Origin of the sequence: Saliniradius amylolyticus (assembly GCF_003143555.1) — a bacterium.
GTDB lineage: Bacteria > Pseudomonadota > Gammaproteobacteria > Enterobacterales > Alteromonadaceae > Saliniradius > Saliniradius amylolyticus.
Window position 1 is genome coordinate 3,190,554 of the sequence record NZ_CP029347.1, and the last position, 24,393, is coordinate 3,214,946.

The 24,393-nt window shown below is 51.2% G+C and carries 26 protein-coding genes; 3 read left to right on the forward strand and 23 right to left on the reverse strand.

The annotated features are described in order from the left end of the window. Nucleotides 1-18 precede the first annotated feature (18 nt). From atpA to HMF8227_RS14935, 18 genes are all read right to left on the reverse strand, one after another. Nucleotides 19-1,560, reverse strand: a complete 1,542-nt coding sequence (gene atpA / locus HMF8227_RS14850) for a F0F1 ATP synthase subunit alpha (protein WP_109340935.1) — start codon at nt 1,558-1,560, stop codon at nt 19-21. Nucleotides 1,561-1,574: 14 nt separating this feature from the next. Beyond that, nucleotides 1,575-2,108 carry a F0F1 ATP synthase subunit delta gene (atpH, locus tag HMF8227_RS14855; protein WP_109340936.1) on the reverse strand — a complete coding sequence of 178 codons (534 nt, stop codon included), beginning with the start codon at nt 2,106-2,108 and terminating at the stop codon, nt 1,575-1,577. A 15-nt stretch (nt 2,109-2,123) separates the two neighbouring features. Then, the gene (gene atpF, locus HMF8227_RS14860) at nt 2,124-2,594 is read right to left on the reverse strand and encodes a F0F1 ATP synthase subunit B (RefSeq protein WP_109340937.1); all 471 of its coding nucleotides are present in this window, start codon (nt 2,592-2,594) and stop codon (nt 2,124-2,126) included. A gap of 46 nt (nt 2,595-2,640) precedes the next feature. Further along, entirely contained in the window at nt 2,641-2,874 is a 234-nt protein-coding gene (gene atpE / locus HMF8227_RS14865) for a F0F1 ATP synthase subunit C (protein ID WP_010376881.1), read from the reverse strand. Between the two features lie 47 nt (nt 2,875-2,921). Beyond that, the gene (gene atpB, locus HMF8227_RS14870) at nt 2,922-3,788 is read right to left on the reverse strand and encodes a F0F1 ATP synthase subunit A (RefSeq protein WP_109340938.1); all 867 of its coding nucleotides are present in this window, start codon (nt 3,786-3,788) and stop codon (nt 2,922-2,924) included. Between the two features lie 13 nt (nt 3,789-3,801). Continuing rightward, nucleotides 3,802-4,188, reverse strand: a complete 387-nt coding sequence (locus HMF8227_RS14875; protein ID WP_109340939.1) for an ATP synthase subunit I — start codon at nt 4,186-4,188, stop codon at nt 3,802-3,804. Nucleotides 4,189-4,332: 144 nt separating this feature from the next. Then, nucleotides 4,333-5,217 (reverse strand): ParB/RepB/Spo0J family partition protein, encoded by an 885-nt coding sequence (locus tag HMF8227_RS14880; protein ID WP_109340940.1) that lies wholly within the window; start codon nt 5,215-5,217, stop codon nt 4,333-4,335. 91 nt (nt 5,218-5,308) lie between these two features. Further along, complete coding sequence (locus tag HMF8227_RS14885) at nt 5,309-6,106, reverse strand: ParA family protein (protein WP_109341130.1); 798 nt, start codon at nt 6,104-6,106, stop codon at nt 5,309-5,311. A 13-nt stretch (nt 6,107-6,119) separates the two neighbouring features. Beyond that, nucleotides 6,120-6,758 (reverse strand): 16S rRNA (guanine(527)-N(7))-methyltransferase RsmG, encoded by a 639-nt coding sequence (gene rsmG, locus HMF8227_RS14890; RefSeq protein ID WP_109340941.1) that lies wholly within the window; start codon nt 6,756-6,758, stop codon nt 6,120-6,122. Next, nucleotides 6,758-8,659 (reverse strand): tRNA uridine-5-carboxymethylaminomethyl(34) synthesis enzyme MnmG, encoded by a 1,902-nt coding sequence (gene mnmG, locus HMF8227_RS14895; RefSeq protein WP_109340942.1) that lies wholly within the window; start codon nt 8,657-8,659, stop codon nt 6,758-6,760. Before mnmG ends, rsmG begins: the two co-directional genes overlap by 1 nt. Nucleotides 8,660-9,166: 507 nt before the next feature. Beyond that, entirely contained in the window at nt 9,167-9,988 is an 822-nt protein-coding gene (locus HMF8227_RS14900; RefSeq protein ID WP_109340943.1) for an ATP-binding protein, read from the reverse strand. After that, nucleotides 9,963-10,610 carry a DnaT-like ssDNA-binding domain-containing protein gene (locus HMF8227_RS14905; RefSeq protein ID WP_109340944.1) on the reverse strand — a complete coding sequence of 216 codons (648 nt, stop codon included), beginning with the start codon at nt 10,608-10,610 and terminating at the stop codon, nt 9,963-9,965. Before HMF8227_RS14905 ends, HMF8227_RS14900 begins: the two co-directional genes overlap by 26 nt. Continuing rightward, nucleotides 10,607-11,083 (reverse strand): flavodoxin domain-containing protein, encoded by a 477-nt coding sequence (locus HMF8227_RS14910; RefSeq protein ID WP_109340945.1) that lies wholly within the window; start codon nt 11,081-11,083, stop codon nt 10,607-10,609. Before HMF8227_RS14910 ends, HMF8227_RS14905 begins: the two co-directional genes overlap by 4 nt. A 47-nt stretch (nt 11,084-11,130) precedes the next feature. Further along, nucleotides 11,131-11,442, reverse strand: a complete 312-nt coding sequence (locus HMF8227_RS14915) for a hypothetical protein (RefSeq protein WP_109340946.1) — start codon at nt 11,440-11,442, stop codon at nt 11,131-11,133. Nucleotides 11,443-11,457: 15 nt separating this feature from the next. Then, on the reverse strand, nt 11,458-12,288 hold the full coding sequence (locus HMF8227_RS14920) for a DUF6671 family protein (RefSeq protein WP_109340947.1): 831 nt from the start codon (nt 12,286-12,288) through the stop codon (nt 11,458-11,460). Next, entirely contained in the window at nt 12,288-13,217 is a 930-nt protein-coding gene (gene cysD, locus HMF8227_RS14925) for a sulfate adenylyltransferase subunit CysD (RefSeq protein WP_109340948.1), read from the reverse strand. The genes HMF8227_RS14920 and cysD overlap by 1 nt, the downstream gene beginning before the upstream one ends. Next, on the reverse strand, nt 13,214-15,646 hold the full coding sequence (locus HMF8227_RS14930; protein WP_109340949.1) for a YbcC family protein: 2,433 nt from the start codon (nt 15,644-15,646) through the stop codon (nt 13,214-13,216). The genes cysD and HMF8227_RS14930 overlap by 4 nt, the downstream gene beginning before the upstream one ends. After that, nucleotides 15,647-17,212 carry an NADH-quinone oxidoreductase subunit L gene (locus HMF8227_RS14935; protein WP_162558625.1) on the reverse strand — a complete coding sequence of 522 codons (1,566 nt, stop codon included), beginning with the start codon at nt 17,210-17,212 and terminating at the stop codon, nt 15,647-15,649. 99 nt (nt 17,213-17,311) lie between these two features. Between HMF8227_RS14935 and HMF8227_RS14940 the strand changes: the two genes are divergently transcribed. From HMF8227_RS14940 to HMF8227_RS14950, 3 genes are read left to right on the forward strand one after another with little or no spacing between them, the layout of a single operon-like run. Then, a complete protein-coding gene (locus HMF8227_RS14940) occupies nt 17,312-18,229 on the forward strand; it encodes a LysR family transcriptional regulator (RefSeq protein ID WP_109340951.1) in 918 nt (305 codons plus the stop codon). 31 nt (nt 18,230-18,260) lie between these two features. Continuing rightward, entirely contained in the window at nt 18,261-19,586 is a 1,326-nt protein-coding gene (locus tag HMF8227_RS14945; RefSeq protein WP_109340952.1) for a PP2C family protein-serine/threonine phosphatase, read from the forward strand. 1 nt (nt 19,587) lies between these two features. Beyond that, nucleotides 19,588-20,097, forward strand: coding sequence for an STAS domain-containing protein (locus HMF8227_RS14950; protein WP_109340953.1), 510 nt, complete (start codon nt 19,588-19,590; stop codon nt 20,095-20,097). 18 nt (nt 20,098-20,115) lie between these two features. On the opposite strand, the gene mnmE is transcribed toward HMF8227_RS14950, so the two are convergent. The 5 genes from mnmE to rpmH all read right to left on the reverse strand — a co-directional run bounded on the left by mnmE (nt 20,116) and on the right by rpmH (nt 23,949). After that, nucleotides 20,116-21,480 (reverse strand): tRNA uridine-5-carboxymethylaminomethyl(34) synthesis GTPase MnmE, encoded by a 1,365-nt coding sequence (gene mnmE, locus HMF8227_RS14955; RefSeq protein WP_109340954.1) that lies wholly within the window; start codon nt 21,478-21,480, stop codon nt 20,116-20,118. A 106-nt stretch (nt 21,481-21,586) separates the two neighbouring features. Further along, nucleotides 21,587-23,221 (reverse strand): membrane protein insertase YidC, encoded by a 1,635-nt coding sequence (yidC, locus tag HMF8227_RS14960; protein ID WP_109340955.1) that lies wholly within the window; start codon nt 23,219-23,221, stop codon nt 21,587-21,589. A 6-nt stretch (nt 23,222-23,227) separates the two neighbouring features. Further along, entirely contained in the window at nt 23,228-23,479 is a 252-nt protein-coding gene (yidD, locus tag HMF8227_RS14965) for a membrane protein insertion efficiency factor YidD (protein WP_109340956.1), read from the reverse strand. Continuing rightward, nucleotides 23,449-23,802 (reverse strand): ribonuclease P protein component, encoded by a 354-nt coding sequence (rnpA, locus tag HMF8227_RS14970; RefSeq protein WP_109340957.1) that lies wholly within the window; start codon nt 23,800-23,802, stop codon nt 23,449-23,451. The genes yidD and rnpA overlap by 31 nt, the downstream gene beginning before the upstream one ends. Before the next feature lie 12 nt (nt 23,803-23,814). Further along, nucleotides 23,815-23,949, reverse strand: a complete 135-nt coding sequence (gene rpmH, locus HMF8227_RS14975; protein WP_109340958.1) for a 50S ribosomal protein L34 — start codon at nt 23,947-23,949, stop codon at nt 23,815-23,817. Nucleotides 23,950-24,393: the final 444 nt, after the last annotated feature.

A 24,393-nucleotide genomic window follows, 5' to 3' on the forward strand; every position in this document is an offset into this window, starting at 1 on the left:
GAGGGCGCATCACTCAAATTACCAAGTCTGTGTTTCTTTGAACTTGGTCAGCGCTTCTTTCAGAGACGCTTCGATTTCGTCGTTGTAGTTACCTGTTTTGTTAATGGTGTCCAGCAGCTCGGCGTGTTCGCTCTTCATGTAAGACTGCAGAGACGCTTCAAAGTCCAGCACCTTGTTCAGGTCGATGTCCTTCAAAAAGCCTTTCTCTACCGCAAACAGAGAGATAGCCATTTCGGCTACTGACATGGGCGCGTATTGCTTTTGCTTCATCAGCTCGGTAACACGCTCACCGTGCTCAAGCTGCTCACGAGTCGCTTCGTCCAGGTCGGACGCAAACTGTGAGAACGCCGCCAGTTCACGATACTGAGCCAGAGCAAGACGGATACCGCCACCCAGCTTCTTAACGATCTTAGTCTGAGCAGAACCACCCACACGAGATACCGAGATACCGGCGTTCACGGCCGGACGGATGCCCGCGTTAAACAGGTCGGTTTCCAGGAAGATCTGACCATCGGTGATGGAGATAACGTTAGTCGGTACGAACGCCGAAACGTCACCGGCCTGAGTTTCGATGATAGGCAGTGCGGTTAAGGAACCGGTTTTGCCTTTCACCTCACCCTTGGTGAAGTTTTCAACATAGTCTGCGTTCACCCGTGCCGCACGCTCAAGCAGGCGGGAGTGAAGGTAGAATACGTCACCCGGGTAGGCTTCACGACCTGGAGGACGGCGCAGCAGCAAGGAGACCTGACGATAGGCCACGGCCTGCTTGGACAGGTCATCATAAATGATCAGCGCGTCTTCGCCGCGGTCTCGGAAGAATTCACCCATGGTACAACCGGCGTAAGGCGCCAGGTATTGCAGGGCGGCAGATTCAGACGCTGAAGCAGCAACCACAATGGTATGCTCCAGAGCGCCGTGCTCCTCCAGCTTACGTACGACGTTGGCAATGGTGGACGCTTTCTGGCCAATGGCCACGTACACACACTTAATGCCAGTGCCTTTCTGGTTGATGATCGCATCGACGGCCAGAGCTGTTTTACCGGTCTGACGGTCACCGATGATCAGCTCACGCTGACCACGACCCACAGGAATCATGGCGTCGATTGACTTGTAACCGGTTTGTACCGGCTCATCAACGGATTGACGTTCGATTACACCGGGAGCGATCTTCTCGATGGCTTCGTAACCATCGGCATCGATGGCGCCTTTACCGTCGATGGGTGCACCCAGAGTATTAACAACACGGCCCAATAGCTTACGACCCACAGGAACTTCAAGGATACGCCCCGTGGATTGTACCTTGTCGCCTTCTTTCAGGTCGGCGTAAGGGCCCATGACTACCGCACCGACGGAGTCTCGCTCCAGGTTCAATGCGATAGCATAGCGATTGCCAGGAAGCTCGACCATCTCACCCTGCATCACATCGGCCAGGCCGTGGATACGGATGATACCATCGGTAACACCTACAATGGTGCCTTCGTTTCGTGCTTCACTTACTACATCGAACTTCTCAATTCTTTGTTTGATCAGTTCTGCAATTTCAGTGGAATTCAGTTGCATGCTCTTTATCCCCGTTATGCTTGCAACGCGTCGGACAGACGGTTCAAATGACTTCTTACGGAACCATCGATGACAGTATCACCGGCTTTTATGACCACGCCGGCAACCAAATCAGGATCCACGTTACAATTCAGCTTAACTTTACGTGCAAGACGTTTTTCAAGAGACGCGACCAGGCTGGATTGCTGTTCCTGGCTTAATTCAGAAGCTGAGGTGATATCCACATCCACTTCTTTGTCGTATTCCGACTTAAGCTCATTAAATTTATCCAGCACTGCGGGCAGCGCCTTTAAGCGTCTGTTCTCGGCCATCACCTTAATCAGGTTCTGACCATGTTCGTCGAGTTCGTCAGCGCACAAATGCACAAAAACCTCAGCCAGTTTGTCTGAGGCAGTGGCGCTGCTTAGCAGGTCATTGACCTGCTCGTTATCGGCCACGGCAGCAGCAAATGCGATCATTTGCTGCCATTTATCCATGGCCTTGTGCTCGACGGCAAAGTCGAAAGCAGCTTTGGCATAGGGACGAGCAAGGTTTGTCAGTTCAGACATAAGCTCATAATCCCCTTATAGCTCAGCGACCAGTTTTTCGATGATGTCGCTTTGCGCTTTCGCATCGATTTCACGCGCCAAGATTTTCTCAGCACCGGCAACCGCCAGAACTGATACCTGCTGGCGCAGTTCTTCTTTCATGCGATTACGCTCGGCTTCGACTTCGGCGTGGCCAGACGCAACAATCTTGTCACGCTCTTCACGGGCACGTTCGGTCTCGTCTTCGACGATTTTCGCCGCACGCTTTTTCGCCTGCTCGATAATCTCAGACGCCTGTTGCTTGGCTTCTTTAAGCTGCTCAGAGATTTTTTCCTGTGCCAGGTGTAAGTCTTTTTCAGCGCGCTCAGAGGCCGCAAGACCATCGGCGATTTTCTTTTGACGCTCTTCGATTGCTGACATGATCGGCGGCCATACATATTTCATGCAGAACAGCACGAACACAGCAAATGCGATGAGTTCTCCGATAAGAGTGGCGTTAATATTCACGGCCGCTCCTCCTTAATTAACAGTTGTTCGAATCAAAGCCTCTGGATTAAAGAGCGAACAACATGTACATGGCGATACCTACACCGATCATAGCTACGGCGTCGATCAGGCCAGCAAGGATGAACATCTTAACTTGCAGAGATGGCGCCAGCTCAGGTTGACGAGCGCAAGCTTCCAGGAACTTACCACCCATGTTACCAAAGCCCAGTGCCGTACCGATGGCACCAAAACCGATTAACAGTGCAACAGCGATAAGTTTAATAGCAACTGCGATTTCCATTGTTTTCTCCAGTAGATTGAAAGTTAAAGTTTAAAGGTTAATGAAACTTAGTGATTATCAGAACTTGCCATACTCAGGTAAACGATGGTCAGCATCATAAATACGAATGCCTGCAATACGATTACCAGAATGTGGAATACCGCCCAGGCGAAGTGCAGTGGCAATTGAGCCAGCCCCACGGCGCCAATAAGGATAAAGATCATTTCACCGGCATAGAGGTTACCGAACAGACGCAAGGCCAATGAGAACGGTTTCGCTACCAGTGCAATGGTCTCCAGAATCAGGTTGAACGGAATCAATACAATCTGCATGGGTACGTTCTTGGTCGAGAACGGGTGCAGGGTTAATTCCTTGATAAAGCCCATCACGCCCTTGATGCGGATGGAGTAGATGATCATCAGGGCAAATACCCCTAATGCCAGCGCTACAGGTACGTTCAGATCCGTGGTAGGTACAATCTTCATGTACACATCATGTGGATCCATACCAAATGCCGCCGCGCCGGTTTGCTGTGCGATCCAGGGCAGTACATCCACTGGTACCAAATCCATCAGGTTCATCAGGAACACCCAGACGAAAATAGTCAGAGCCAGTGGCGCAATCAGTTTACTGCGGCCGTGGAAGGTGTCTTTGACGTTGTCACCAACGAACTCGACGATCATTTCCACAAAGCACTGGAATTTACCGGGTACACCAGTAGTGTTGGTTTTCTTCGCAGCCGAACGGAACAGCATTAAAAACAGAATGCCTAAACCGATGGACCACGCGAGGGAATCGACGTGCCATGTCCAGAACCCGGCCTCACTACATGCCTTATTAAACGCAACGCCACCGTCCGGTGCCGCACACGCCTTAGCATTAGTAAGGTGGTGCTGAATATGGCTAGATAGTGTTAACTCTTCACCTGCAGCCATGTTTTATTCCAAGTTAAGTTTTAAGTTTAAAGAAAACCGGTGCCGACCACTGAGCCAGGAGGGTTAATACAAACCCTAGGAAAAACCACCCAGCCTGAGTTTGAGGCTGTTGCAGTACAAAGGCACACAGGCCCGCCGTCAGCATAATTTTTAACACTTGCCCGAGCATAAAGGCCGAATAAATTTTTTCGGCATTGCGAGCGCCGGTAAACCGAAACGCCAGCCGGACAAACAGAAAATTCGTTATCAGTACCACCAGACCGCCTTTTAAGACGGAAATCGCCGCGCTTTGTTCAGAACCTAACCAAACAACAAAGGCGATTAAAACAGCAACCAGTGTTTGACACAACAGCAACAGGTAAGCGGATCGTTTACTTTTCTGCCCTAAGGCCGTTGCCATGATCGCTTTCCCCGACGTCAAACACTATTGGCGGTTAAAAAAACTTGCCGAAGTATACTGGTTTACCCTGGTTTTGCAACCTCAACAGAACCGGGCCTATCGGCCTGAAAGCGGCATATTTATGGGCTTTTGGCGCATTGCCATTCAGTGTTTTTGTAAACGACTTATGATGCCGTCCAGTTCATCCAGACTGGTGTAATTGATGGTCATCTTGCCTCTGCCTTTCGGGTTATGCTTGATGGACACCGCCGCACCAATATTATCGGTTAATTCGTTCTCCAGCCTTTGGATATCGGGATCGACCGGCTTTTCCGCCTTGGCAGGCTCGGGATCCAGCATCTTACGCACTAATTTTTCGGCGTCGCGAACGGTCATCCCTTTACCGGCTACCGTACGTGCCGCATCGGTCTGAGCATCGCCTTCCAGCGCTAATAACGCGCGGGCATGGCCCATTTCGATATCACCGTATTCGAGTAATTTCTTCACGTCTTCATTAAGGTGATTCAGGCGTAAAATATTAGTAACACTGGTGCGGGACTTACCCACAGAGTCCGCCACCTGTTGGTGGGTCAATTCGAATTCGTTGATTAAGCGCTGCAAAGCCATAGCTTCTTCCATGGCGTTTAAATCTTCACGCTGAATGTTTTCGATAAGCGCGATGGCCACCGCCGCTTCGTCAGGCACCTCTTTGATAAGGCAGGGTACCACATCCAGTTCGGCTAGCTGCGCAGCACGCCAGCGGCGCTCACCGGCAATGATCTCGAAACGGTCCTGCTCATCCAAAGGTCGCACCACAATGGGCTGAATCACGCCCTGTGAACGAATAGAAGAGGCCAGATCTTCCAGCGCTTCCGGAGACATATCCTTACGGGGCTGGTATTTGCCTGGACATAAAAATTCGATGGGAAGTTTACGCAGCTCGCCCTTATTGTCGCCACTGGCGTCAGCATCCTGAGACGCGGCCTGACTCTGGCTGGTCGCCAGCAGGGCATCGAGTCCTCGGCCTAGTCCACGTTTTTTACTCGACATGAGAATCCTCAGTGTTCTTTAAAAGCGGCGCGAATTCTAGACTGCCCGGCGCCGCAAGTCATTATTGTTATTCTTACCCGTCTAATACTAATTAACTGGCAGCCTGAGCAACGCTTTGCTGCTCTTTATCCCGACGGCGCAGGATTTCACCGGCCAGAGCCAGGTAGGCCTTGGATCCAGTTGAGGATTTTTCGTAATACATGGCTGGCGCACCGAAGCTGGGGGCCTCGGCAAGACGCACATTGCGCGGGATCACGGTGCGGTATACCTGCTCTCCGAAATGCCGTTTCAGCTGTTCAGACACATCGTTGGCCAACCGGTTTCTGGGATCGTACATGGTGCGCAGCACACCTTCGATCTTAAGCTCCGGGTTCACCACCGAAGCTAACTTTCGAATGGTATCCATCAAGGCCGTCAAGCCTTCCAGAGCATAGTATTCGCATTGCATGGGGACCAGCACCGAATCCGCCGCGCCTAGGGCGTTTACCGTTAGCTGGTTCAGTGAAGGCGGGCAATCGATAAAGATATAATCGTAGTAATCGCGGATCGGCGCTAAGGCATTGCGCAAGCGGGTTTCGCGGGCAAACAGCTCCATTAGCTTGATCTCGGCGGCGGTCACATCGCCATTGGCCGGAATCAGATGATATTTGCCGGTCGTCTCGGTGACGATAACCTTATCGGCAGGCTGTTCTTCGATCAGCAACTCATAACTGGTGGCATCCACATCAAATTTATCGATGCCACTGCCCATGGTCGCGTTGCCCTGAGGGTCAAGATCGATCAGCAGGACCTTGCGACGGGTGGCCGCCATCGATGCAGCCACATTCACGGCCGTGGTGGTTTTCCCCACGCCGCCTTTTTGATTCGCGATGGCAATGACTTTTCCCACAATTGCACCCAGTTTATGTTTTATGAATCTCAAGCAGATGCCGTTGGGCATCCAGGCCGGGCACCGATAAGGCCTGCGCCTTATGGACGGTGAAACCGGTTGGCAACTGAGCCACTTCCTCTTCGGGATACAGCCCCTTCAGCGCCAGAAAAACGCCTTTTGAATCTACCAGATGCTGACACCAGTGCAACATATCTTTTAGCGAGGCAAAGGCACGGCTAAGTACTGCATCCAATGGCAACTCAGGCTGGTACTGCTCTACGCGACTTTGTACCGGGGTGATATTTTTCAGGCCGAGTTCGTAGGCAGTCTGACGAATAAATCGAATGCGTTTTCCAAGACTGTCGAGCAATACAAATTCTACCTCAGGCAACATAATAGCCAGCGGTAAACCGGGCAATCCCGGACCAGTCCCCACATCGATCACACGCCGCCCTTTCACATGAGGGGCAACCACGATCGAATCCATGATATGGCGCACCAGCATATCCTCGGGGTTACGCACCGAGGTAAGGTTGTAGGCCTTGTTCCACTTATCCATTAACTGCACTAGGCGAGTCAGTTGCTCGCGCTGGGCTGCGCTGACCGCCAAATCCGTTTGCGCGATCAAGGGATCCAGACGATCCAGTAGCTGGCTATCTACATTTATCATCAGGCGCTTTTTCTCGCTTCTTTACGCAGCAGGCCCTGCTTTTTCAAATGCACCAACAGCAAGGAGATGGCCGCCGGGGTAATACCGGATATGCGAGAGGCCTTACCAATGGTTTCCGGACGCGCATCGTTCAGTTTACCAATGACTTCGTTGGATAATCCTGAAATCTGGCTATAATCAAAGTCCGCCGGCAGTAAGGTATTTTCATTGCGCTGGGCGCGCTCAATCTCGTCTTTCTGACGCTGGATGTAACCGGCGTATTTAATTTGTATCTCCACCTGTTCGGCGGCCTGAGGGTCACTCAGGCCCGGGCCAATGCCTTCAACGGTCATCAGCTTGTCGTAAGTCATTTCTGGCCGACGGATCAGCTCTTCATAGGAATGCTCACGCACCACCGGGTTTTTAAGCAACTCATTAAGCGCTGGAACAGCGGCATGATCCCGATGGATCCAATGGGAGGCCATACGCCGCTTTTCCTGCTCGATGGCTTCCAGTTTTTCATTGAATTTCTGCCAGCGTTCATCATCCACCAACCCCAGTTCCCGACCTTTTTCGGTCAGTCGAATGTCGGCATTGTCTTCGCGAAGCAGCAGACGATATTCGGCACGACTGGTAAACATGCGATAGGGTTCCTGAGTCCCCATAGTACTGAGATCGTCGATCAATACGCCGGTATAGGCCTCGTCCCGCCTTGGTGTCCAGGCGTCTTTGTCCTGAACCTGCAAGGCCGCGTTTAGGCCTGCGATCAGTCCTTGGGCACCAGCTTCTTCATAACCGGTAGTGCCGTTGATCTGTCCGGCAAAGAACAGACCCTGAATAAATTTGGTTTCCAAAGACTGCTTCAGATCCCGGGGATCAAAAAAGTCATACTCGATGGCGTAGCCAGGGCGAATAATATGAGCGTTTTCAAAGCCTTTGATGGAGCGAATCAACTGCCACTGCACCTCGAACGGTAAACTGGTGGAAATACCGTTGGGATATACTTCACAGCTGCTGAGTCCTTCTGGTTCGACGAAGATCTGGTGCGATGTTTTATCGGCAAAGCGCACGATCTTATCTTCGATGGACGGACAGTAACGGGGGCCGACGCCATCGATGACACCCGCATACATGGGCGACTTGTGCAGATTGTCGCGAATGACCTCATGGGTTTTTTCATTGGTATGAGTGATGTAACAAGGGATCTGACGGGGGTGATCATCCCGGGATCCTAAATAGGAAAAGACCGGCGCCGGATCATCACCGGGCTGGGCCTGCATCACATCAAAGTTAAGCGTACGAGCATCCAGACGCGCTGGTGTCCCGGTCTTCAGACGATCAACTCGAAACGGAAGAGCGCGTAATCGCTCAGATAATTTGTTGGCTGGAGGATCGCCGGCACGACCCCCCTGGAAGTTTTCCATGCCGATATGGATTACACCGCCCAGGAAGGTACCGACGGTCATAACAACCGTCTTAGCACGGAACTTTAACCCCATCTGAGTCACAACCCCGGTAACCCGCTCCTGTTCAACGATCAGATCGTCGCAGGATTGCTGGAAAAGGGTCAGATTGGGCTGGTTTTCTAATACCTTCCGAATGGCCATACGGTAAAGGCTTCGATCGGCCTGAGCCCGGGTAGCACGCACTGCGGGACCCTTGCTGGAGTTCAGAGTACGAAATTGGATCCCACCGCGATCTGCGGCTTGTGCCATGGCACCACCAAGGGCATCAATCTCTTTGACTAGGTGACCCTTACCAATACCCCCGATGGCCGGATTGCAGGACATTTGTCCCAGGGTGTCTATGTTGTGGGTCAGCAATAATGTCTTAACGCCCATGCGTGCTGAAGCCAAAGCAGCTTCTGTACCTGCATGACCGCCTCCAACGACAATGACGTCAAATTCTTCTGTGTAGAACATTATTACCTCTGGCTCTGATCGGGGGCGCATATTCTATAGATTTTCACGGCTGAGGGGAATGGTTAAAATTCGCTCAAAATACTCAGGGATCACAGCGATCCTCGAAGCCCAATATTAGATCTGATCTGATCTTATATGTTTATTTTTATTACTTTTAAGGAAGCCAGATCCTCTGGATAAGTGAAAAATAATAATAAAAAACAATAGGATAATGAGGATCGGATCCTGTGAACAAGCATTGATCTAAAGGGTAAAACCTATGATTAAGTAGGCACTTTATCCACATTGGGATCGATGAACAAAGTTGTTCTTTGGAAAACCAAGGTATGATCACAGGGTTATCTAGGATCTTATCCACACAGGATCATAAATTGTTGTTTTATTGTGTATAACATCAGTATGAGATCGGGATAAGGATCCCGTCACTTTTAAGAGGATCCTATAGCAGCGGCGGATTGGGCCCGGATCCCACAACGGGATCCAATTGGCCGCAGGATTGTGATCGGATCAACGCACCTGATTAGGTGTATAGCCCGAAGGGTGAGCAGAAGGGCTGACCGCTACATCGTCGGCCACGGATTTGCGACGACTGGGTCCGGAGAAATGAACCTTATAGGTGTCGTATTCCTTTATGGACTCGAAGCAATAGCTGCCTAATGCTTGCTCTAACTGACTCAAACTGTGATTGGTGATTAGGATGCAGTTTTTGTTATGGCTTTGACGCTGCCTAAGCAGGGTGCCAAGCCAGCTCTGGGCGTTCTTTTTCAAAGCGGTTTCGTTGACGCAAACCTCGTCGAGGATCAGCAGGTCCACATTCAGGAGTTCCTGATTGATCTCCCGAAACTTCTGGCCCACATCATCTTTGGCGCTAAAATCGTAGGAGAAAAAGCGCATTTCCAGGAGGCTGGAGAGTTGGCGGTAGAGCACAGAGATTTCGTACTGCTCGATAAGCTCGTGGGCGATCGCACCGGCAATATGAGATTTACCCCGGCCATAATCGCCGTAGAAAATCATCATATGGGCACCGCTTTGTCGCCAGCTGGGATCATCGTGGGCCACTATGAAGGATTGGGCAATGCTGACCGCTTCTTGCACGTCCTGGCTGTCCTGTATCAGATTATCGAAGGTCCACTTGGGGTTGAGATCCGATTTACCGTGGATCGCTTCAATACGCTGCTTGCGTGCGTCTTTTTGCTGCTGAGCCACTTCCCGGTTGGCCTGGGCTTCATACAAGCGGCGCAACTCCTGGTAATCGCTGTGAGGGCCCTGAAGTGGTCTTTTACCTAACTTACGGGCCAGTTCATTAATCTTGTCTTCGAGTTTGTCCATGGTATTTCTCCACCAGTTTTCTGGCATTGTCATCGACGGCGACGCCTGGGGTGTTGTTGGTCAGTGAGGCTGGACTCTCTGCAGTCTTTTTGTCAGCGGGTCGTTGATGGCGTTTTAATTGCAGCACGAATTTTTGGGTCCATTGAAACGGCGTTAGCACGGTTTCTGGCCGTCCCATCCAATAGGCCACAAATTCGCCCAATTGATCTTGCTGAAATTGTTTATCGGCCAGACCTACCATGGTGGCCAGTTCGTTAAATAGTGCGGGGTCCGGCTGCCAGCGAGTGTGCATTTTGACCCATTGTTGGTGCAAATGAGCATAGTCGTCATTGGCGGTGGCCAGAAGCGGCAATATTACCGATTCGCCATTGATGCTGTGATGCAGATCCTTATCCGTGGCCACAAGACCCGCATCGGCCAATTCTCTGAGTAACTGATTGATCTGGCGTCCCCGTTCAAACACCTGAGTGTGGGCATTGAGGCGATCCATACAGGCGCGATAGTTGATAGCCTTGGTTTTCCCGGAGTGGGTATTGGCGCCGGGCCTTAAACACAACATATATAACACTCGGGCTTCATTGCTTAATGCACTTTGCAGGGCCGTCAGCTCATTGCCGTTCAAACGAGTACTCCGGGGCCTGACAGCCTGGCCCTGACTTTCGGTTGCTGCAGACTGTGCTCAAACCAGGATAAAGCTTCTTCTTCCGGGATCGGATGAGCCAGAACATCGACATAGTGAGGATCCGCCAATGGCTGACCCCCCGCCTGGTGCAGCAACTGGTGCATTTGCTTACCGCCTTCGCAGAAGGTGTCGTAGCTGCTGTCGCCTAAACCGATTACCAGATAAGGCTGCTGATCCAGTTCGGCGTCAGGGAGCTGTTCGGCGAAGGCCTGAATATTGTCGGGCAGGTCGCCGGCACCGTGGGTCGACGTGCATACCAGCCAAATGGCGTCGTGTTCTAAGTCATTCAAATTGGGTGTCAGATGGATAGCGGACTGATAGCCGATAGCCGCCAGTTTTTCTTCGATGGCGTCGGCTACATACTCGGTGGCTCCCAACATGGAGCCGACGATAATTTCAAATCGTGTTGTCATAGTGCGATAACGTCGTTGTATTACTGACCAGTATACCGCCAAACCCGTCAGGCGTCAGTGACCTCGGTGAAATGTTGTAACAGATTGTGGGCCGGTTGCCACTGCTTGGTTGGGGGCGGTAGCTCTATTAATAAATGCTGATGAGGTGAGCGATTTTCAAGCACAGAGGCTAACTCATCAATATAGGCTACAGGGGTAAGGGGCATCACATGCCAGTAGATATGCTCGTTCACTGCGAATCGTCGCGGAGTCAGGGACAGTACTTTTAACGTCCGGAGATCAGTTAGTTCTGCAACCTTGTCTTTTAGTTGCGAGGCTTGCGACAGATGAATGTTTTCCAAAATCATAGTGGGGTTCATAATTCACCTTTGGCTTTATGGGTTGCAGTATCCACAGTAAAAAGGGTCGGCATATTGCTCGATGGATTGCTGTTGTTGGTAATCGCAGTGAGGACATTGATAGATACGAACGCCCACTTGGGTAGTCGGGCTGCCACAATTGGAACAGGCTCTGCCCGGCTCGGCCTTATAGAGCCCAAACCCCGGCAAATAACACGTCGGACAGGACTGACTCAGCCGCCGGCACAGGTCTTCTGCGGCCAGCGACAAGGTGCTTTGCCTTTTGGGGCACCGATGGGCGCGAAAATCGAACTCGACCCAAACTTTGCTTTGTTGACTGATCGATAAACAGTGTCGAAACTGTTGCTCTAACTGAGCCAGGTCACTGGCATCCAGGTAAACAGACTCTGCCTGACCATGGTTAGGGCGCAGAATCAGTCCCTGTTCAGGAAAATCGCAACGTTCCGCGTATTCACGCATTTGCCTCCACTGGCAGAGGATATTGGCTTCGGCCATTAACCATTGATTCGCGATGGCAGTAATGGTTAGAGATCGGTTACTGTCGAACCAGACCAGTACTTCGGTATTGAGAATGCCCAGTCCACTATCGCTATTGAAACTGCCTTCACTGCCTAAGCCGATGGGGTGATTACCTAATTTAGTCGCCAGTTCGGCTTTATACTGGGCGGTACCGATCTGATCACTGAGTCTGCTAACGCTACCAGTGAAGGTACCCAGTCGATCGGTGTCAAACTGTGAGTATTCTTCCAGAGTGATATCCAGGGAATCCCTGAGCGCAGGCTGCAATGCAGATGCTTTTTCGTGTTTTGTCAGCAAGGTGGCATTGACGCCTTGGTAACTTAGCATCAGAAATAGCCTTCGCGCTTTTTCTTTTCCATTGATGCGGCCTGGTCCTTATCAAGCATACGTCCCTCACGCTCGCTGGTTCGGCTGACTATCATTTCCTGCACAATGCTTTTAACACTGGTAGCCTGACTCTCAACCGCGCCGGTTTGGGGGTAACAGCCGAGCGTTCGAAAACGGATCCAGCGATAGCCTAGGGAGGCGTGTTCAGACGGGCTAAGGTGAGGGCGCATACGCTCATCATCCAGTGCTAGTAAGGTACCGCTGGTATCATCTTTCCAGCAGAGTCGCTCTGCTGCGAAATAGAGCGGAACAATGTCGATGTTTTCGCGCATGATATACAGCCATATGTCCAGCTCGGTCCAGTTGGACAGGGGGAAAATACGCACCGACTCGCCCTGATTGATGCGGCTGTTGTAGACGTTCCAAAGTTCAGGACGTTGCTTCTTTGGATCCCACTGATGAAATTGATTACGGATCGAAAATACCCGTTCTTTGGCACGGGACTTTTCTTCATCTCTACGGGCCCCGCCAAGAGCAGCATCAAACTGATGCTGGTCCAAGGCTTGTTTTAATGCTTGGGTTTTCATCTGGTCGTTGTAAATAACGGAGCCTGAGGTTATGGGATGAACGCCTCGGTTCAGAGCGGATTGGTTGGTATAGACACGAACATCCAATCCATACCGGGTCGCGAGTTTATCGCGAAATATTGCCATTTCGGCAAATTCCCAGGTGGTATCGATATGCAGTAGAGGAAACGGCACAGGCCCGGGGGAGAAGGCTTTGCGTGCCAGGTGCAGCATTACCGTTGAATCCTTACCGATCGAGTAAAACATGCACGGGTTGTCAAAACTGGCCGCCATTTCTCGAATAATATGTATGGCTTCGGCTTCCAGTTGTTGTAAGTGAGACAGACGCTGATTCAGGCTCATGCGTTGTCCTGTTCTGGTGAAGGCATGGCTTGCCAGCCAGCCTTGGTGCGCTGTTCTATTTGTTCGCCCAGGCTAAACAGGTAGAGCCATTGGTTGTCGACCAGTTGGCGCACATGGGGATGTTTTTCCAGGATCCTGTCGATGGCGTCTTGTGGAGCCTGGACAAACACACTCAGTCTAAGCGGTTGGTGCATCCACTGGTTACCGTCGTGCAGTGATTGCAGGGACAGGCCGGTGCGCAGATCCCCGCCATTGCCTTCGAACACGCCGATGTTACCCCCCACGACGTTATGCAGCACCTTATTGCCACTGCCGTAGTTGGGGTTATCTACCACTGACGCATAGTACTGAAAGTTGATCCAATGCGTCACCAGCATGGGGGCCGTGAGGATCAGTTCCAGTAATGAAAAATCCGGATCTTTGGCGGCGTTGTAATCGTGCAAAAAGCTGCGACCCTCAAGGTTGATGGCTGCCGTTCGCGAGCGCGGCGCGATAATAAAGCAGGCGTTATTCGCCAGTCCCCATTCAGGGCGCACCTGAGACCAGTCATAGCTACGTTTTATCAGCGCCCGGACTTGTTTATCACTGTGGGTAACTTTGTGATCAAAACTGTGCATACGTTCAAGGCGACAGCCTGCTGAAGCCCGATCCAGCCAAGATCGGATCTCGGTGATCAACTTGTGATCCAGTTGTGGATAATGCTGTTGATCAAACAGGCTGACTTCGTCCGTGGTGGTGTTATGCAGTGCAGGAACAAAGCAAGTTGTATCCGGAATCGCCCAGCCTTTGTTGCTTAACTCATCACGGACCTGACTATCATTGAGTAAGTGAGCCAGAGCCCGGCTGTTAACTTCTCCGGTCTGGCCGCAACAGGCACCGCAGTCCAATGCTGCGGCATGGGGGTTATTGTGACTCTGACTGCCGTGACCGACCAACAACACCACGGGCGCAAAGTTTTCCAACAATCCCAGGCCGGTCAGTATGCTTTCAGCCAGTTGGACTTTTTCACTCAACTCAATGGTTTGGTCGCTATTGCAGCGATGCAATAACTGAGGTGGTGAAACCTGGGTACAGCCGTTAATGGGATGATTGTCTCCGTGACCGGGGAACAACGTTTTCTTCAGTAGCTTGTAGGCATAGAACAATCCGGCGCTCTCGACAAAAGTAAACGCCGATGGAGCACCCTTCTTAAATTGACGCCAACTCTGCAACAGTCGCTGCTTGTGTTCATCGGAGCGCATTTCACGGTGACCGACGGTGTACTGAGGCGCTAGTAAGCCAGGCAGTTGAGGGCGGACATAGGGGGTTTCATTGGGTTTATAATTGACCGGCAGTCCGAAAAAACCCGCGAAGCCGATGGTCTGAATGTCATCATTCTGAGCCTCGAGATGACGCCGGTAGACCTCTGATCGCACATCAATACAGAAGGCTGCCTGTAACTTGGGAGCAGGAGCAGGTTTTTTTTCAGGCGTATTGTTAAGCTTTGCGATTAACTGGCTCTGAAATGCGTATTCCATGGCCTCTTGCCAAAGCCACAGAGCCTGCTGCTGCTGACGGGCGCTCTGTTGACGCCACTGGTCCTTAGCCAGGTGCTGCAGGAAGCGTTGTCTTGCCTGCTTGTCATCATAATGCCTGAATAAGATGAGCTCCCAGGCCAGACGGATGCACAGTAGTTGCAGGCTGTGGTCGTCTTGGTCGCCTTTCAAATCTGCCTGCCAGCCAAGGTAAGAACACCAGGCGGCCCAGCCTTTAACACTTAGCAGCAGACTATGGCAGTAAACCAGCCAATCGGCTTCGGGAACGGCCAGCTCTTCGAGTGCCGTCTCCAATAACGCTATCGGCGATTCAGGTAAGGTCCTGAAAGTGTGATAGATATCCGGTTCTGCCATCAACAGACCGATGCCTTTATCGCCGATCAGGGTGTGACGCCAGGCAGCATATAGGGATTCGTTTTGATGCGGTTTCCAACTGGCTTGACCACGATCGAAAAAAGCGCCGCAGAACTGACTGATCTGATGGGTGACTTCCTCCTGCCAGGGCATTAGCCGAACCAGGTTCCGGTGCTGGTCGATGGTATCGGTCATCAGCGGGGTTTTGTACGTCTTTGGCTGTTGCTCCAGCGCTTCAAGTAATGTTTCTGGAGTAAAATCAGCGTCCGGCGATTGGTTAATCACGTGTTGCAGATGGGGGCGCTTTATATGGCCTTGTCGCCATAGCTGGCTGTAATAATCCGGTGGCATTAAGCCAGACACTCGACCCCTTGCCGTCAGGGTGGCGATACAGTCTTCTAACGGCTGATCACTGTGCGACCACCACGGATTAACGGCAATGAATTGGTCCAACGGCCACACCGGGGCGATCAGATCACAGGCTTGCTGTGCAGCGATCAATATCGGACTGGTCTCCTTGGCGGAGGTTATGGTGGTCATCTAGCAACACTCCTTTTTTGGGTCAGTAGTCACGGTGGAGGTCGTTCCGTCAGTAAACTTAATCGGCCACCATTTAAGGGTTTGTCGGGTAAACCATTCATCGAGGTACAAACCGGCATACAGCGGGGGATAGAGTTTTCGACTGAGCAAGGCATCCGGCCAAAGCCGCAGTGAGGCAAACAGTCCGTAAAACAGCGCGAAAGCCACCAGCACAAAGCCAGTTTCGAGTATGCCGTTTTCATGCAACGGGAACAGGTTAGCGGTAGTGACGGCAAACAGGTTGTGCCACAGGGCGTACACGGCCATGGTTAAAGCGCCCATCAACAGGGCCGGCAGTAAGGTGGTTAGGGAGATAAACCGCTGGGCTTCAGCCAGAAACACGCTAATGGCGAAAGCAACAATAATGGTGACCAATATCAGCTTGAATGACAAAGGCAACCAGAGGTAGGCCAGAGTCAAACTGAGACCAACTACGGCGACGGGAACCAACAGCCACAACAAGGCGCGATACTGACGCCTTGGAGAGCGTAACTCATAGGCTATTTGGGTGTTGACTGTTTCACCGGCATTGAGGAAGTTATAAGCCTTGTAACAGGAGTGGGCGATTAGGTGTAGTAAGGCCAACTCGTAAAGTCCGAGCGCCACTTCCATCAGCATAAATCCCATCTGGGCGCAGGTAGACCAGGCCAGCATGACCTTGATGCTAATGCGTGTCATCATGATAAGGCTTGCGGTTAATGCGGTTAATGTGCCCACCACCAACAACAGCCACTGAGCCGCAGGTGCCATGGCAAAGCCATCAGCAAAGCGCATCATTAGAAAACCACCGATATTTACGATGCCAGCGTGCAATAAGGCAGAAACGGGGGTCGGCGCTTCCATCACCTGCAGCAACCAACCATGAAAAGGCAGTTGGGCACATTTTAAGATGGCTGCAAAGACCATCAGGACCATGGCGCTCTCGGCGCTGATGGACAATGTTTCACGGGAAACATAAGTGGTTAATATTGCGTCAATTTTAAAGCTTTGGGTGTCCAGATAAATCAATACAAAGGCGATGAACAAGCTAATATCGGCAAAGCGACTGAGGATAAAACGCTTATGGGCCGCCAACTGTGCTTTAGGGCGCTCAGGATAAAACAGCAGCAATTTATGCAAACACAGGCTGGTTAGTACCCAAGCCACAAAGCTGACAACCAGATGATTACTGATCACCAGGGTACTGATGCTGGTCAGTGTTAGTAAGAACCAGCGTTGAAAAAAATCCTGGCGTTGTTCGCCGTCAAGATAATGCCGCGAGAAGCCTAAGATCATCAAACCGATAAAGGTGATGAGCAACAGCATACTCAGGCTGAGCGCATCCAGCAGTACCCAGGTTGATGATTTTACACCCCAGTTGGCTATACCCACTGAACAAGCCCCGATTAGTAGGCCGCCAGCGGCGATGATCAGGGTTATTCTCCAGCGGTGGGCGAGTGTGGGAATCACCGAATGCGTTACGGCCCATCCCCAAAGGAGGTAGGCCAGCGGGATACAGAGAACCAAGTTTGCCAGAGTCGCTAACACAATATCTTTTTCGGTTGCTTAAGTTTGGCAAAGTGTGAGCTCAGTGCTAATTTAAGTAAAATATATATAAATACATAAAACGTTCTGTTTTTATTAACTATGCCGCGACTGAATTATCATCATCTTTATTATTTCTGGCGAGTGGCCAAGGGCGGCAACCTGACTCGGGTCGCCTCTGAATTGCACGTGTCTCAGTCGGCGTTGTCGATGCAAATCAAGCAATTAGAAGAATCGCTGCAGCAAACCTTATTTGAACGACGGGGGCGAAAGCTGCACCTGACCGAATCCGGGCATATCGCCCTTAGCTACGCGGAACAAATCTTTGAAAAGGGTGAAGAACTCAGTGCGTTGATGCGCGATAATCAGGCGGCGCCGTGGCAAACTCTTCGCATTGGGGTGGTGGCCACCTTGTCCCGTAACTTTGTCGATGGATTGATAGGCCCTTTGCTCAGGCGCACCGACGTTGCATTGAGCTTGCGCTCTGGGGGACTCGATGGATTACTCAATGAATTAGCAGAACATCAACTGGATATGGTGCTGTCTAACGTACCGGTTAATGCCGAGCAGAAACTGCCCTGGCGTTGTCAGCGCATCGCTCAACAGGCCGCCAGTATAATCGGCCATGCCGAACTGGAAAAGCATTACGGAGACTATCGCGACCTGGCTCGTTATCCGGTGTTGGTTCCCGGCCCATCAAGCGATGTTCGCACCGGGTTTGAGCTTCAATGTGAACAATGGGGGATTCGCCCTCAGATTAAGGCTGAAGTGGACGACATGGCCATGTTACGGCTGGTAGCGAGAGATAGCCAGGCATTGGCGATTATGCCGGCGGTTGTAGTCAAAGATGAGATCGCTCGGGGGGAGTTAGTGGAGCTGGATGTGTTGCCTAATGCGATAGAAAACTTTTACGCGATTTCCATTCGCAGGCAGTTTGAACACCCGGTGATCCGTGACCTGATGACCCACGATATTGATGCTATTTTAAAAAGCTCGCAGTACACAGGGATAAGGCTATAGTAACAATATGAGTCAGTTATAAGGGGCCGTGATGCCGGAAGTCGACCTCGACGATACACTGGTTTTTGCCGACGATGACACAGAGTCTGAGTCCGGAGAATCCCTTCAGCCATGGCCGGTTTTAGTAGTAGATGATGATCCTGAGGTGCATGACCTCACTCGTATCGTGCTGCAGGATTTGCAGTATGAACAGCGTCCCCTGCAATTGATCAGTGCTCACAGTGCCGCCGAAGCCAAACGTTGCTTAGAGTCCCGCAGCGACATCGTGTTGGTGCTGTTGGATGTGGTAATGGAGTCGGATAATGCCGGGTTGGATTTGGTCCACTACATTCGTCGCGAGCTGAATAATGCTCCCATCCGTATTATCTTGCGTACTGGGCAGCCTGGTCAGGCACCGGAAAGAAGCGTTATCGTTGATTATGATATTAATGACTATAAAGAAAAAACCGAACTGACATCTCAGAAGCTGGTTACCGCAGTGATTGCCGCCTTAAGAACCTACGGTTATATCGATCAAGTCGTACAACTCAACCAGCAACTTGAGCAAAAAGTGGCTGAAAGGACTGCGCAGTTGCAGCAGGCCAACGACAGATTAAGTCGGTCTTTGAGCCTTCTCGAAGAAGGTGAAGAGGCAGCCCGCCACATTCAGTTTAAGCTGTTGCCCGATACACCCAAGCAGATTCAGTCTTTGTGCTTTAGCCACGCGTTGCGTCCCTCGGAGACCATGAGCGGTGACTTTGTGGACTATTTTGCCATTGATGACAACTACCTTGGTTTCTATATGGCGGATGTGTCCGGGCACGGTGTGTCCTCAGCCTTTGTTACGGTGTATTTAAAACGCTTTATCAGTGACTTATTGTCTCATTATCGTTCCGATGGTGACCCCTGTATTCTGCAACCACAGCGGGTATTGGAGGAATTGAACAAGGCCTTGCTGCAAGAGGACATGGGCAAACATATAGCGCTATTTTACGGAGTGATAGAACAGGATTCTCTGACTCTGAGCTACACTAACGCCGGCATATATCCTTGGCCACAGTTAAATAGCGACGACTGTGTGGAGGCACTGGCCCAGAAAACTCCGCCCGCCGGTTTGTTTGACTTTGCTGAATATGAGACTCAGTCGGAATCACTGCCCGATGAGTTTCATTTGTACCTGTTTTCCGATGGCATTCTGGAAGTCTTGCCTGGTGATAATTTGGAACAACAGCAGCAGGTATTACAAAAGGCACTGGCGACTCATCCAGATTCGCCCGATGCATTAGCGGAGGCGCTAGGAGTCAAAGAAAGACAAAGTTTGCCGGATGATCTGACGCTGTTAATGATTACCAGTACCGGAGAGTTTAAGGGGGAATAGCGTGAGTACTTCTAACCATATTCTCTTTGCCCGCCAGCAAAAGATGGTGGTATTTAAACTGGTGGGAGAGCTTCGCCACACCGACAGTCTGGGGCTGGATTCCCTGATTCAGGAGGTGTTTGTGTCCTGCGAAAAGCCAGCCGTTCAAGAGGTGCTGGTGGACCTAAGCGAAAGTCGCTACATGGATAGCACTATTTTAGGACTACTGGCGATGATTGCCCGCCTGAGCATTAAGAAGCTCGGCCATAAGGCCAGTTTGTTATGCACCAATCAAGATGTATTGGCGATTTTAAACAGCATGTGTCTGGATCAGGTGTTTATTCTGATAGGCGCCTTGGATCAAGCGGAGACCGGGGTCGAGTATCAGTCTGTGGACAGCCTAACCAGCGACGAGAAAGCCCGGGCTAGGGTGATCCTTGAGGCTCACCGGTCTTTGATGAACCTCAGCGAATCAAATAAGGCGACCTTTCAGCCGGTGGTTGAATTAATGAAACAGGAATTGGAGTCCTGATTCATACCTTGCCCTAGATTACTTGCCAATACAGAACGAGCTGAAAATTTTGCCTAAGAGGTCATCGGAGCTGAATTCGCCGGTAATCTCATTCAGATGCTGTTGAGTCAGCCGTAGTTCCTCCGCTAATAACTCGCCAGCCTGGCTCGACACCAACTGGTCATAACCCTGATACAGATGTTCGGCAGCGCGGTCGATGGCGTCCAGATGGCGGCGCCTGGCGCTGAACTGGCCTTCTCCGGTAGCATTAAAGCCCATGCAGTCTTTTAGGTGTTCTGCCAGTAGCGGTATGCCTTGTCCAGTGGTCGCGCTCAGGTGGATGACCGGATAATCATGGGTGGTGGTAATCCCTATGGCTTCGCCACTGAGATCGGCCTTGTTGCGGATCAGAGTTACGCCCATGTCTTTCGGTAGTTGTTGCAAAAACTCCGGCCAGACTTGTCTTGGGTCACTGATGTCTGAGGCAGTACTGTCCTGTACCAGAAGAACCCGATCGGCCTGACGAATTTCCTGCCAGGCCCTCTCGATACCGATTTTTTCTACCGTGTCGGCGTTATCTCTTAAGCCTGCGGTGTCAATGATATGCAGGGGCATACCGTCGATATGAATGTGTTCTCTTAGCACGTCCCGGGTGGTACCGGCAATCTCGGTAACGATGGCCGCATCCCGACCGGCTAGCTGATTCAGCAGACTGGACTTGCCCGCATTGGGACGTCCGGCGATTACCACTTGCATGCCTTCGCGCAGGATGCTGCCTTGTTTGGCCTGGCGGCGTACCTGCTCCAATTGCTCGATGATGGCGTTCAGGTCACCAAGCACTTTGCCGTCGCTGAGAAAGTCGATCTCTTCATCGGGAAAGTCGATGGCCGCTTCCACGTACATACGTAGGTGAATAACCTTATCCACCAGTGACTGGATATGCTGAGAAAACTCTCCCTGAAGGGAGCGAATGGCCGAGCGTGCTGCCTGCTCTGAACTGGCGTCGATCAGATCAGCAATGGCTTCCGCCTGGGCCAGATCCATCTTGTCATTTAAGAATGCTCGTTCGCTGAATTCGCCAGGTCGCGCCATGCGGATATCGCCAAGCTGAACGATCTGGCGGATAAGCAAGTCCATCACTACCTGGCCACCATGACCATGCAGTTCTAGGATATCTTCGCCGGTAAAGGAATTTGGGCCTTTAAAAAACAACGCGATACCCTGGTCGATATGATGGCCCTGATCATCAAAGAAGGGGAGGTATTCGGCCATTCTGGGGCTTGGGCACTTGCCTAACAAGACCTGAGCCACATCCCTGGACTTCGGGCCGGATACCCGAACAATACCCACAGAGCCCCGACCGGGCGCGGTGGCCTGAGCCACGATGGTGATTTGGTCCTGCATAGATAAACGCCTTAGTGATTAGTAGCTCAATTGTATCCGCTGATATTAAAAAGCAAAATAAAAAGGCCCGCAGAACGGGCCTTAGTAAAACGAGTTGGCAATAACCTTATTTGGCCTTAATGCCTCGTTTTTCCATGCTGGCGTAAATCATCTTGGCCTGAATCAGGGTGATGACGTTACTGATGAACCAGTACAATACCAAGCCGGCCGGGAACCAGAGGAAGAACACGCTCATGGCAACAGGCATAAACTGCATGATCTTCTGCTGCATGGGGTCCTGAATGGTCATCGGCTGCAGCTTCTGGATAAGGTACATAGTGGCACCGGTCAGAATAGGCAGCACAAAGTAGGGGTCTTTCACCGAGAGATCGGTGATCCAAAGGATAAAGTCGGCATGACGCAGCTCCACACTTTCCAGTAATACCCAGTAAAGTGCGAGGAAGATGGGCATTTGCAACAACAAGGGGAAGCAACCACCCATAGGGTTGACCTTCTCTTTCTTGTACATCTCCATCATGGCCTGAGACATCTTCTGGCGGTCGTCTCCGTAGCGCTCTTTGAGCTGAGCCATCTTCGGTTGCAGGGCTCTTAACTTGGCCATGGATTCGTACTGTGCCTTGGTCAGTGGGTACATCAGGCCCTTGACCAATACGGTGATGGCGACAATCGCCAGACCCCAGTTACCCACCAGGCTGTGGATCCATTTAAGCAGGGTAAATAGTGGCTGAGACAGCCACCACAAGAAGCCATAGTCCACGGTCAGATCCAGGCCTTCGGCGAGCTTGGCTAGGTCGTCCTGGTCCTTGGGGCCGGTGTAGAGAGTGGCATTTAAAACGGCGCTTTCACCTGCGGGTACCGTAACGGTGTTTCCCGTGAAACCTATGGCGGCAAAATCGCCAGACAGATGACGACTGTACAGGTGATTGCGCTGCTCCTGAGGCGGAATCCAAGCTGACACAAAGTAGTGTTGCAGCATTCCAACCCAGCCACCTTCGGTGGTTTTTTTCAGGTTATCGTCGGTGATTTCGTCAAAATCGTATTTCTCGTAACGATCTTCCTTGGTGGAGAATGCGGCGCCCCGGTAGGTAGGCATGAACATGCTGCCTTCCGGTTGCTGCATGGTGCGTTTTAGCTGTCCGTACTGTTGAAACTGTTGGGTTTGATCACTCTTGTTCTGGATCTGGTATTGGACCTCTACCGAGTGCTCACCGGCCTTAAACACAAAGGCTTTGGTGACACGCATTTGGTCATTTTCCCACACCAGAGGTACGGTCAGGCGGTCACCCTCCAGCTGATATTCGGTTTGTTCACTGCTGTAGACGGGGCGACCTTCCTGTTGGCGGGCATCCGGACCATGGCGGCCGATCAAACCACTTTGCGCCACATACAGTGAATTAGGCTTATTGTTTAGCAGAGTGAAGGGCTCATCGGAGCCTTGCTCGGCCGGATAATCGGGCAGGCGGGCCGAAACAATGTCTCCCCCGCGAGTGTCGATGATCACATCCAGGCCATCGGTCAGCACATGGATTTGTTGGCCGGTGCTGGCGGTTGCCGGAACATTAGGTTCACTTTGCTGACCCTCCGGAACGTCGTTATTACCGGCGTTTTGTGCCGACGGAGCGGCAGCGGAAGTGTCGTTAGACTGGACGGGCTTAGGGCCGTAATCTTGCTGCCATTGTTGCCATAGCAAGAAGCTGACCAGAGCCAGTCCGATGAGAAGAAAACTGCGTTGGGATTCCATAGCTGACTACTTTTTCGGTTGTTGACGTGATGGGACGGGATCCTGTCCCCCCGGGTGTAAAGGGTGGCATTTTAATATGCGTTTGACACTTAACCAACTCCCGCGCAGTAATCCATGCACTTTTATTGCCTCTATGGCGTACTGGGAACAACTGGGTGTGAAGCGGCAATGCGGCCCTAACAGCGGAGAAATCAGGCGTTGATAGCCTCGAATCAGCGCAATGGCGCCTACTTGCAGCGGTGACTGAGTTTTTTCCATTGCCGCTCCAATAAGTCGAAAATTTGCTGATTGGTCAGTTGATCCAGCCCGGATTTTCCTACTACCACAATATCGATTGAGGGCAGTTGATGCTGGCGATGGCGAAAACTTTCCCGAAGGATGCGTTTAATACGATTACGCTGGCAAGCTGTTTTCACCCTTTTCTTGGACAGGGTGATGCCTAATCTTGGATGCTTTAGCTGATTATGTCGAGCGAGTAGAGTAAGTTGCGGAGAAACCGCAGGAGTGGCTTGTTGGAAAACATACTCGAAATGGGTGGGAGTTAGTAATCGTAACTCCCGCGAAAACTGATTTTCACCCACTTCGATTATGCTTTAAGCTGCTAAACGCGCACGGCCTTTAGCACGACGACTTTTCAGAACCTTGCGGCCATTCTTTGTCGCCATACGGGCGCGAAAACCGTGAGAACGCTTACGCTTAATATTACTTGGTTGAAATGTTCTTTTCATAACCTAGTCCGCCGCTGTTGATAAAATGTATAAACCCTACTGACACTAATGTGCCAGAAAAAGGACGCTGAATTGTAGAGATCTCTTCACCCGCTGTCAACGATCTGTGGAGGATCTCTGAGTACAGCTGCTAAGTCGGGGTTGTGCGAAAATGTTGATAATTTAGCTTGTTCTCCTTGGTTATCCACAATAACCGAGATAAAATCGATATATTGCACTAAAAACGGGCTTTTCCCGGCCCAAATAACTCAAAGTTTTATCTCTGTATTTATTAGAAAATAAATTTTATACGTATATAAAACAATGATATAGGCCTGGATCCCGGTCACTGCATATTTCACAGAAAGATCAATATTGAAGTTGTGGATAATTGGCGGCACTATGCACAGCCCAATAGGGTAGTCACAACCAACAATAATTCTAATCAGGCGGGAGATTCAGAGC

Excerpts from the sequence above, each read along its gene's own strand:
- atpA (WP_109340935.1), bottom strand. The coding sequence starts at position 1,560 with ATGCAACTGAATTCCACTGAAATTGCAGAACTGATCAAACAAAGAATT.
- yidD (WP_109340956.1), bottom strand. The coding sequence starts at position 23,479 with ATGGAAAAAACTCAGTCACCGCTGCAAGTAGGCGCCATTGCGCTGATT.
- HMF8227_RS14940 (WP_109340951.1), top strand. The coding sequence starts at position 17,312 with ATGCCGCGACTGAATTATCATCATCTTTATTATTTCTGGCGAGTGGCC.
- yidC (WP_109340955.1), bottom strand. The coding sequence starts at position 23,221 with ATGGAATCCCAACGCAGTTTTCTTCTCATCGGACTGGCTCTGGTCAGC.
- HMF8227_RS14945 (WP_109340952.1), top strand. The coding sequence starts at position 18,261 with ATGCCGGAAGTCGACCTCGACGATACACTGGTTTTTGCCGACGATGAC.
- HMF8227_RS14930 (WP_109340949.1), bottom strand. The coding sequence starts at position 15,646 with ATGACCACCATAACCTCCGCCAAGGAGACCAGTCCGATATTGATCGCT.
- cysD (WP_109340948.1), bottom strand. The coding sequence starts at position 13,217 with ATGAGCCTGAATCAGCGTCTGTCTCACTTACAACAACTGGAAGCCGAA.
- atpB (WP_109340938.1), bottom strand. The coding sequence starts at position 3,788 with ATGGCTGCAGGTGAAGAGTTAACACTATCTAGCCATATTCAGCACCAC.
- HMF8227_RS14880 (WP_109340940.1), bottom strand. The coding sequence starts at position 5,217 with ATGTCGAGTAAAAAACGTGGACTAGGCCGAGGACTCGATGCCCTGCTG.
- mnmE (WP_109340954.1), bottom strand. The coding sequence starts at position 21,480 with ATGCAGGACCAAATCACCATCGTGGCTCAGGCCACCGCGCCCGGTCGG.
- HMF8227_RS14915 (WP_109340946.1), bottom strand. The coding sequence starts at position 11,442 with ATGAACCCCACTATGATTTTGGAAAACATTCATCTGTCGCAAGCCTCG.
- HMF8227_RS14920 (WP_109340947.1), bottom strand. The coding sequence starts at position 12,288 with ATGCTAAGTTACCAAGGCGTCAATGCCACCTTGCTGACAAAACACGAA.
- rpmH (WP_109340958.1), bottom strand. The coding sequence starts at position 23,949 with ATGAAAAGAACATTTCAACCAAGTAATATTAAGCGTAAGCGTTCTCAC.
- HMF8227_RS14875 (WP_109340939.1), bottom strand. The coding sequence starts at position 4,188 with ATGGCAACGGCCTTAGGGCAGAAAAGTAAACGATCCGCTTACCTGTTG.
- rsmG (WP_109340941.1), bottom strand. The coding sequence starts at position 6,758 with ATGATAAATGTAGATAGCCAGCTACTGGATCGTCTGGATCCCTTGATC.
- HMF8227_RS14910 (WP_109340945.1), bottom strand. The coding sequence starts at position 11,083 with ATGACAACACGATTTGAAATTATCGTCGGCTCCATGTTGGGAGCCACC.
- mnmG (WP_109340942.1), bottom strand. The coding sequence starts at position 8,659 with ATGTTCTACACAGAAGAATTTGACGTCATTGTCGTTGGAGGCGGTCAT.
- HMF8227_RS14900 (WP_109340943.1), bottom strand. The coding sequence starts at position 9,988 with ATGGACAAACTCGAAGACAAGATTAATGAACTGGCCCGTAAGTTAGGT.
- atpH (WP_109340936.1), bottom strand. The coding sequence starts at position 2,108 with ATGTCTGAACTGACAAACCTTGCTCGTCCCTATGCCAAAGCTGCTTTC.
- atpE (WP_010376881.1), bottom strand. The coding sequence starts at position 2,874 with ATGGAAATCGCAGTTGCTATTAAACTTATCGCTGTTGCACTGTTAATC.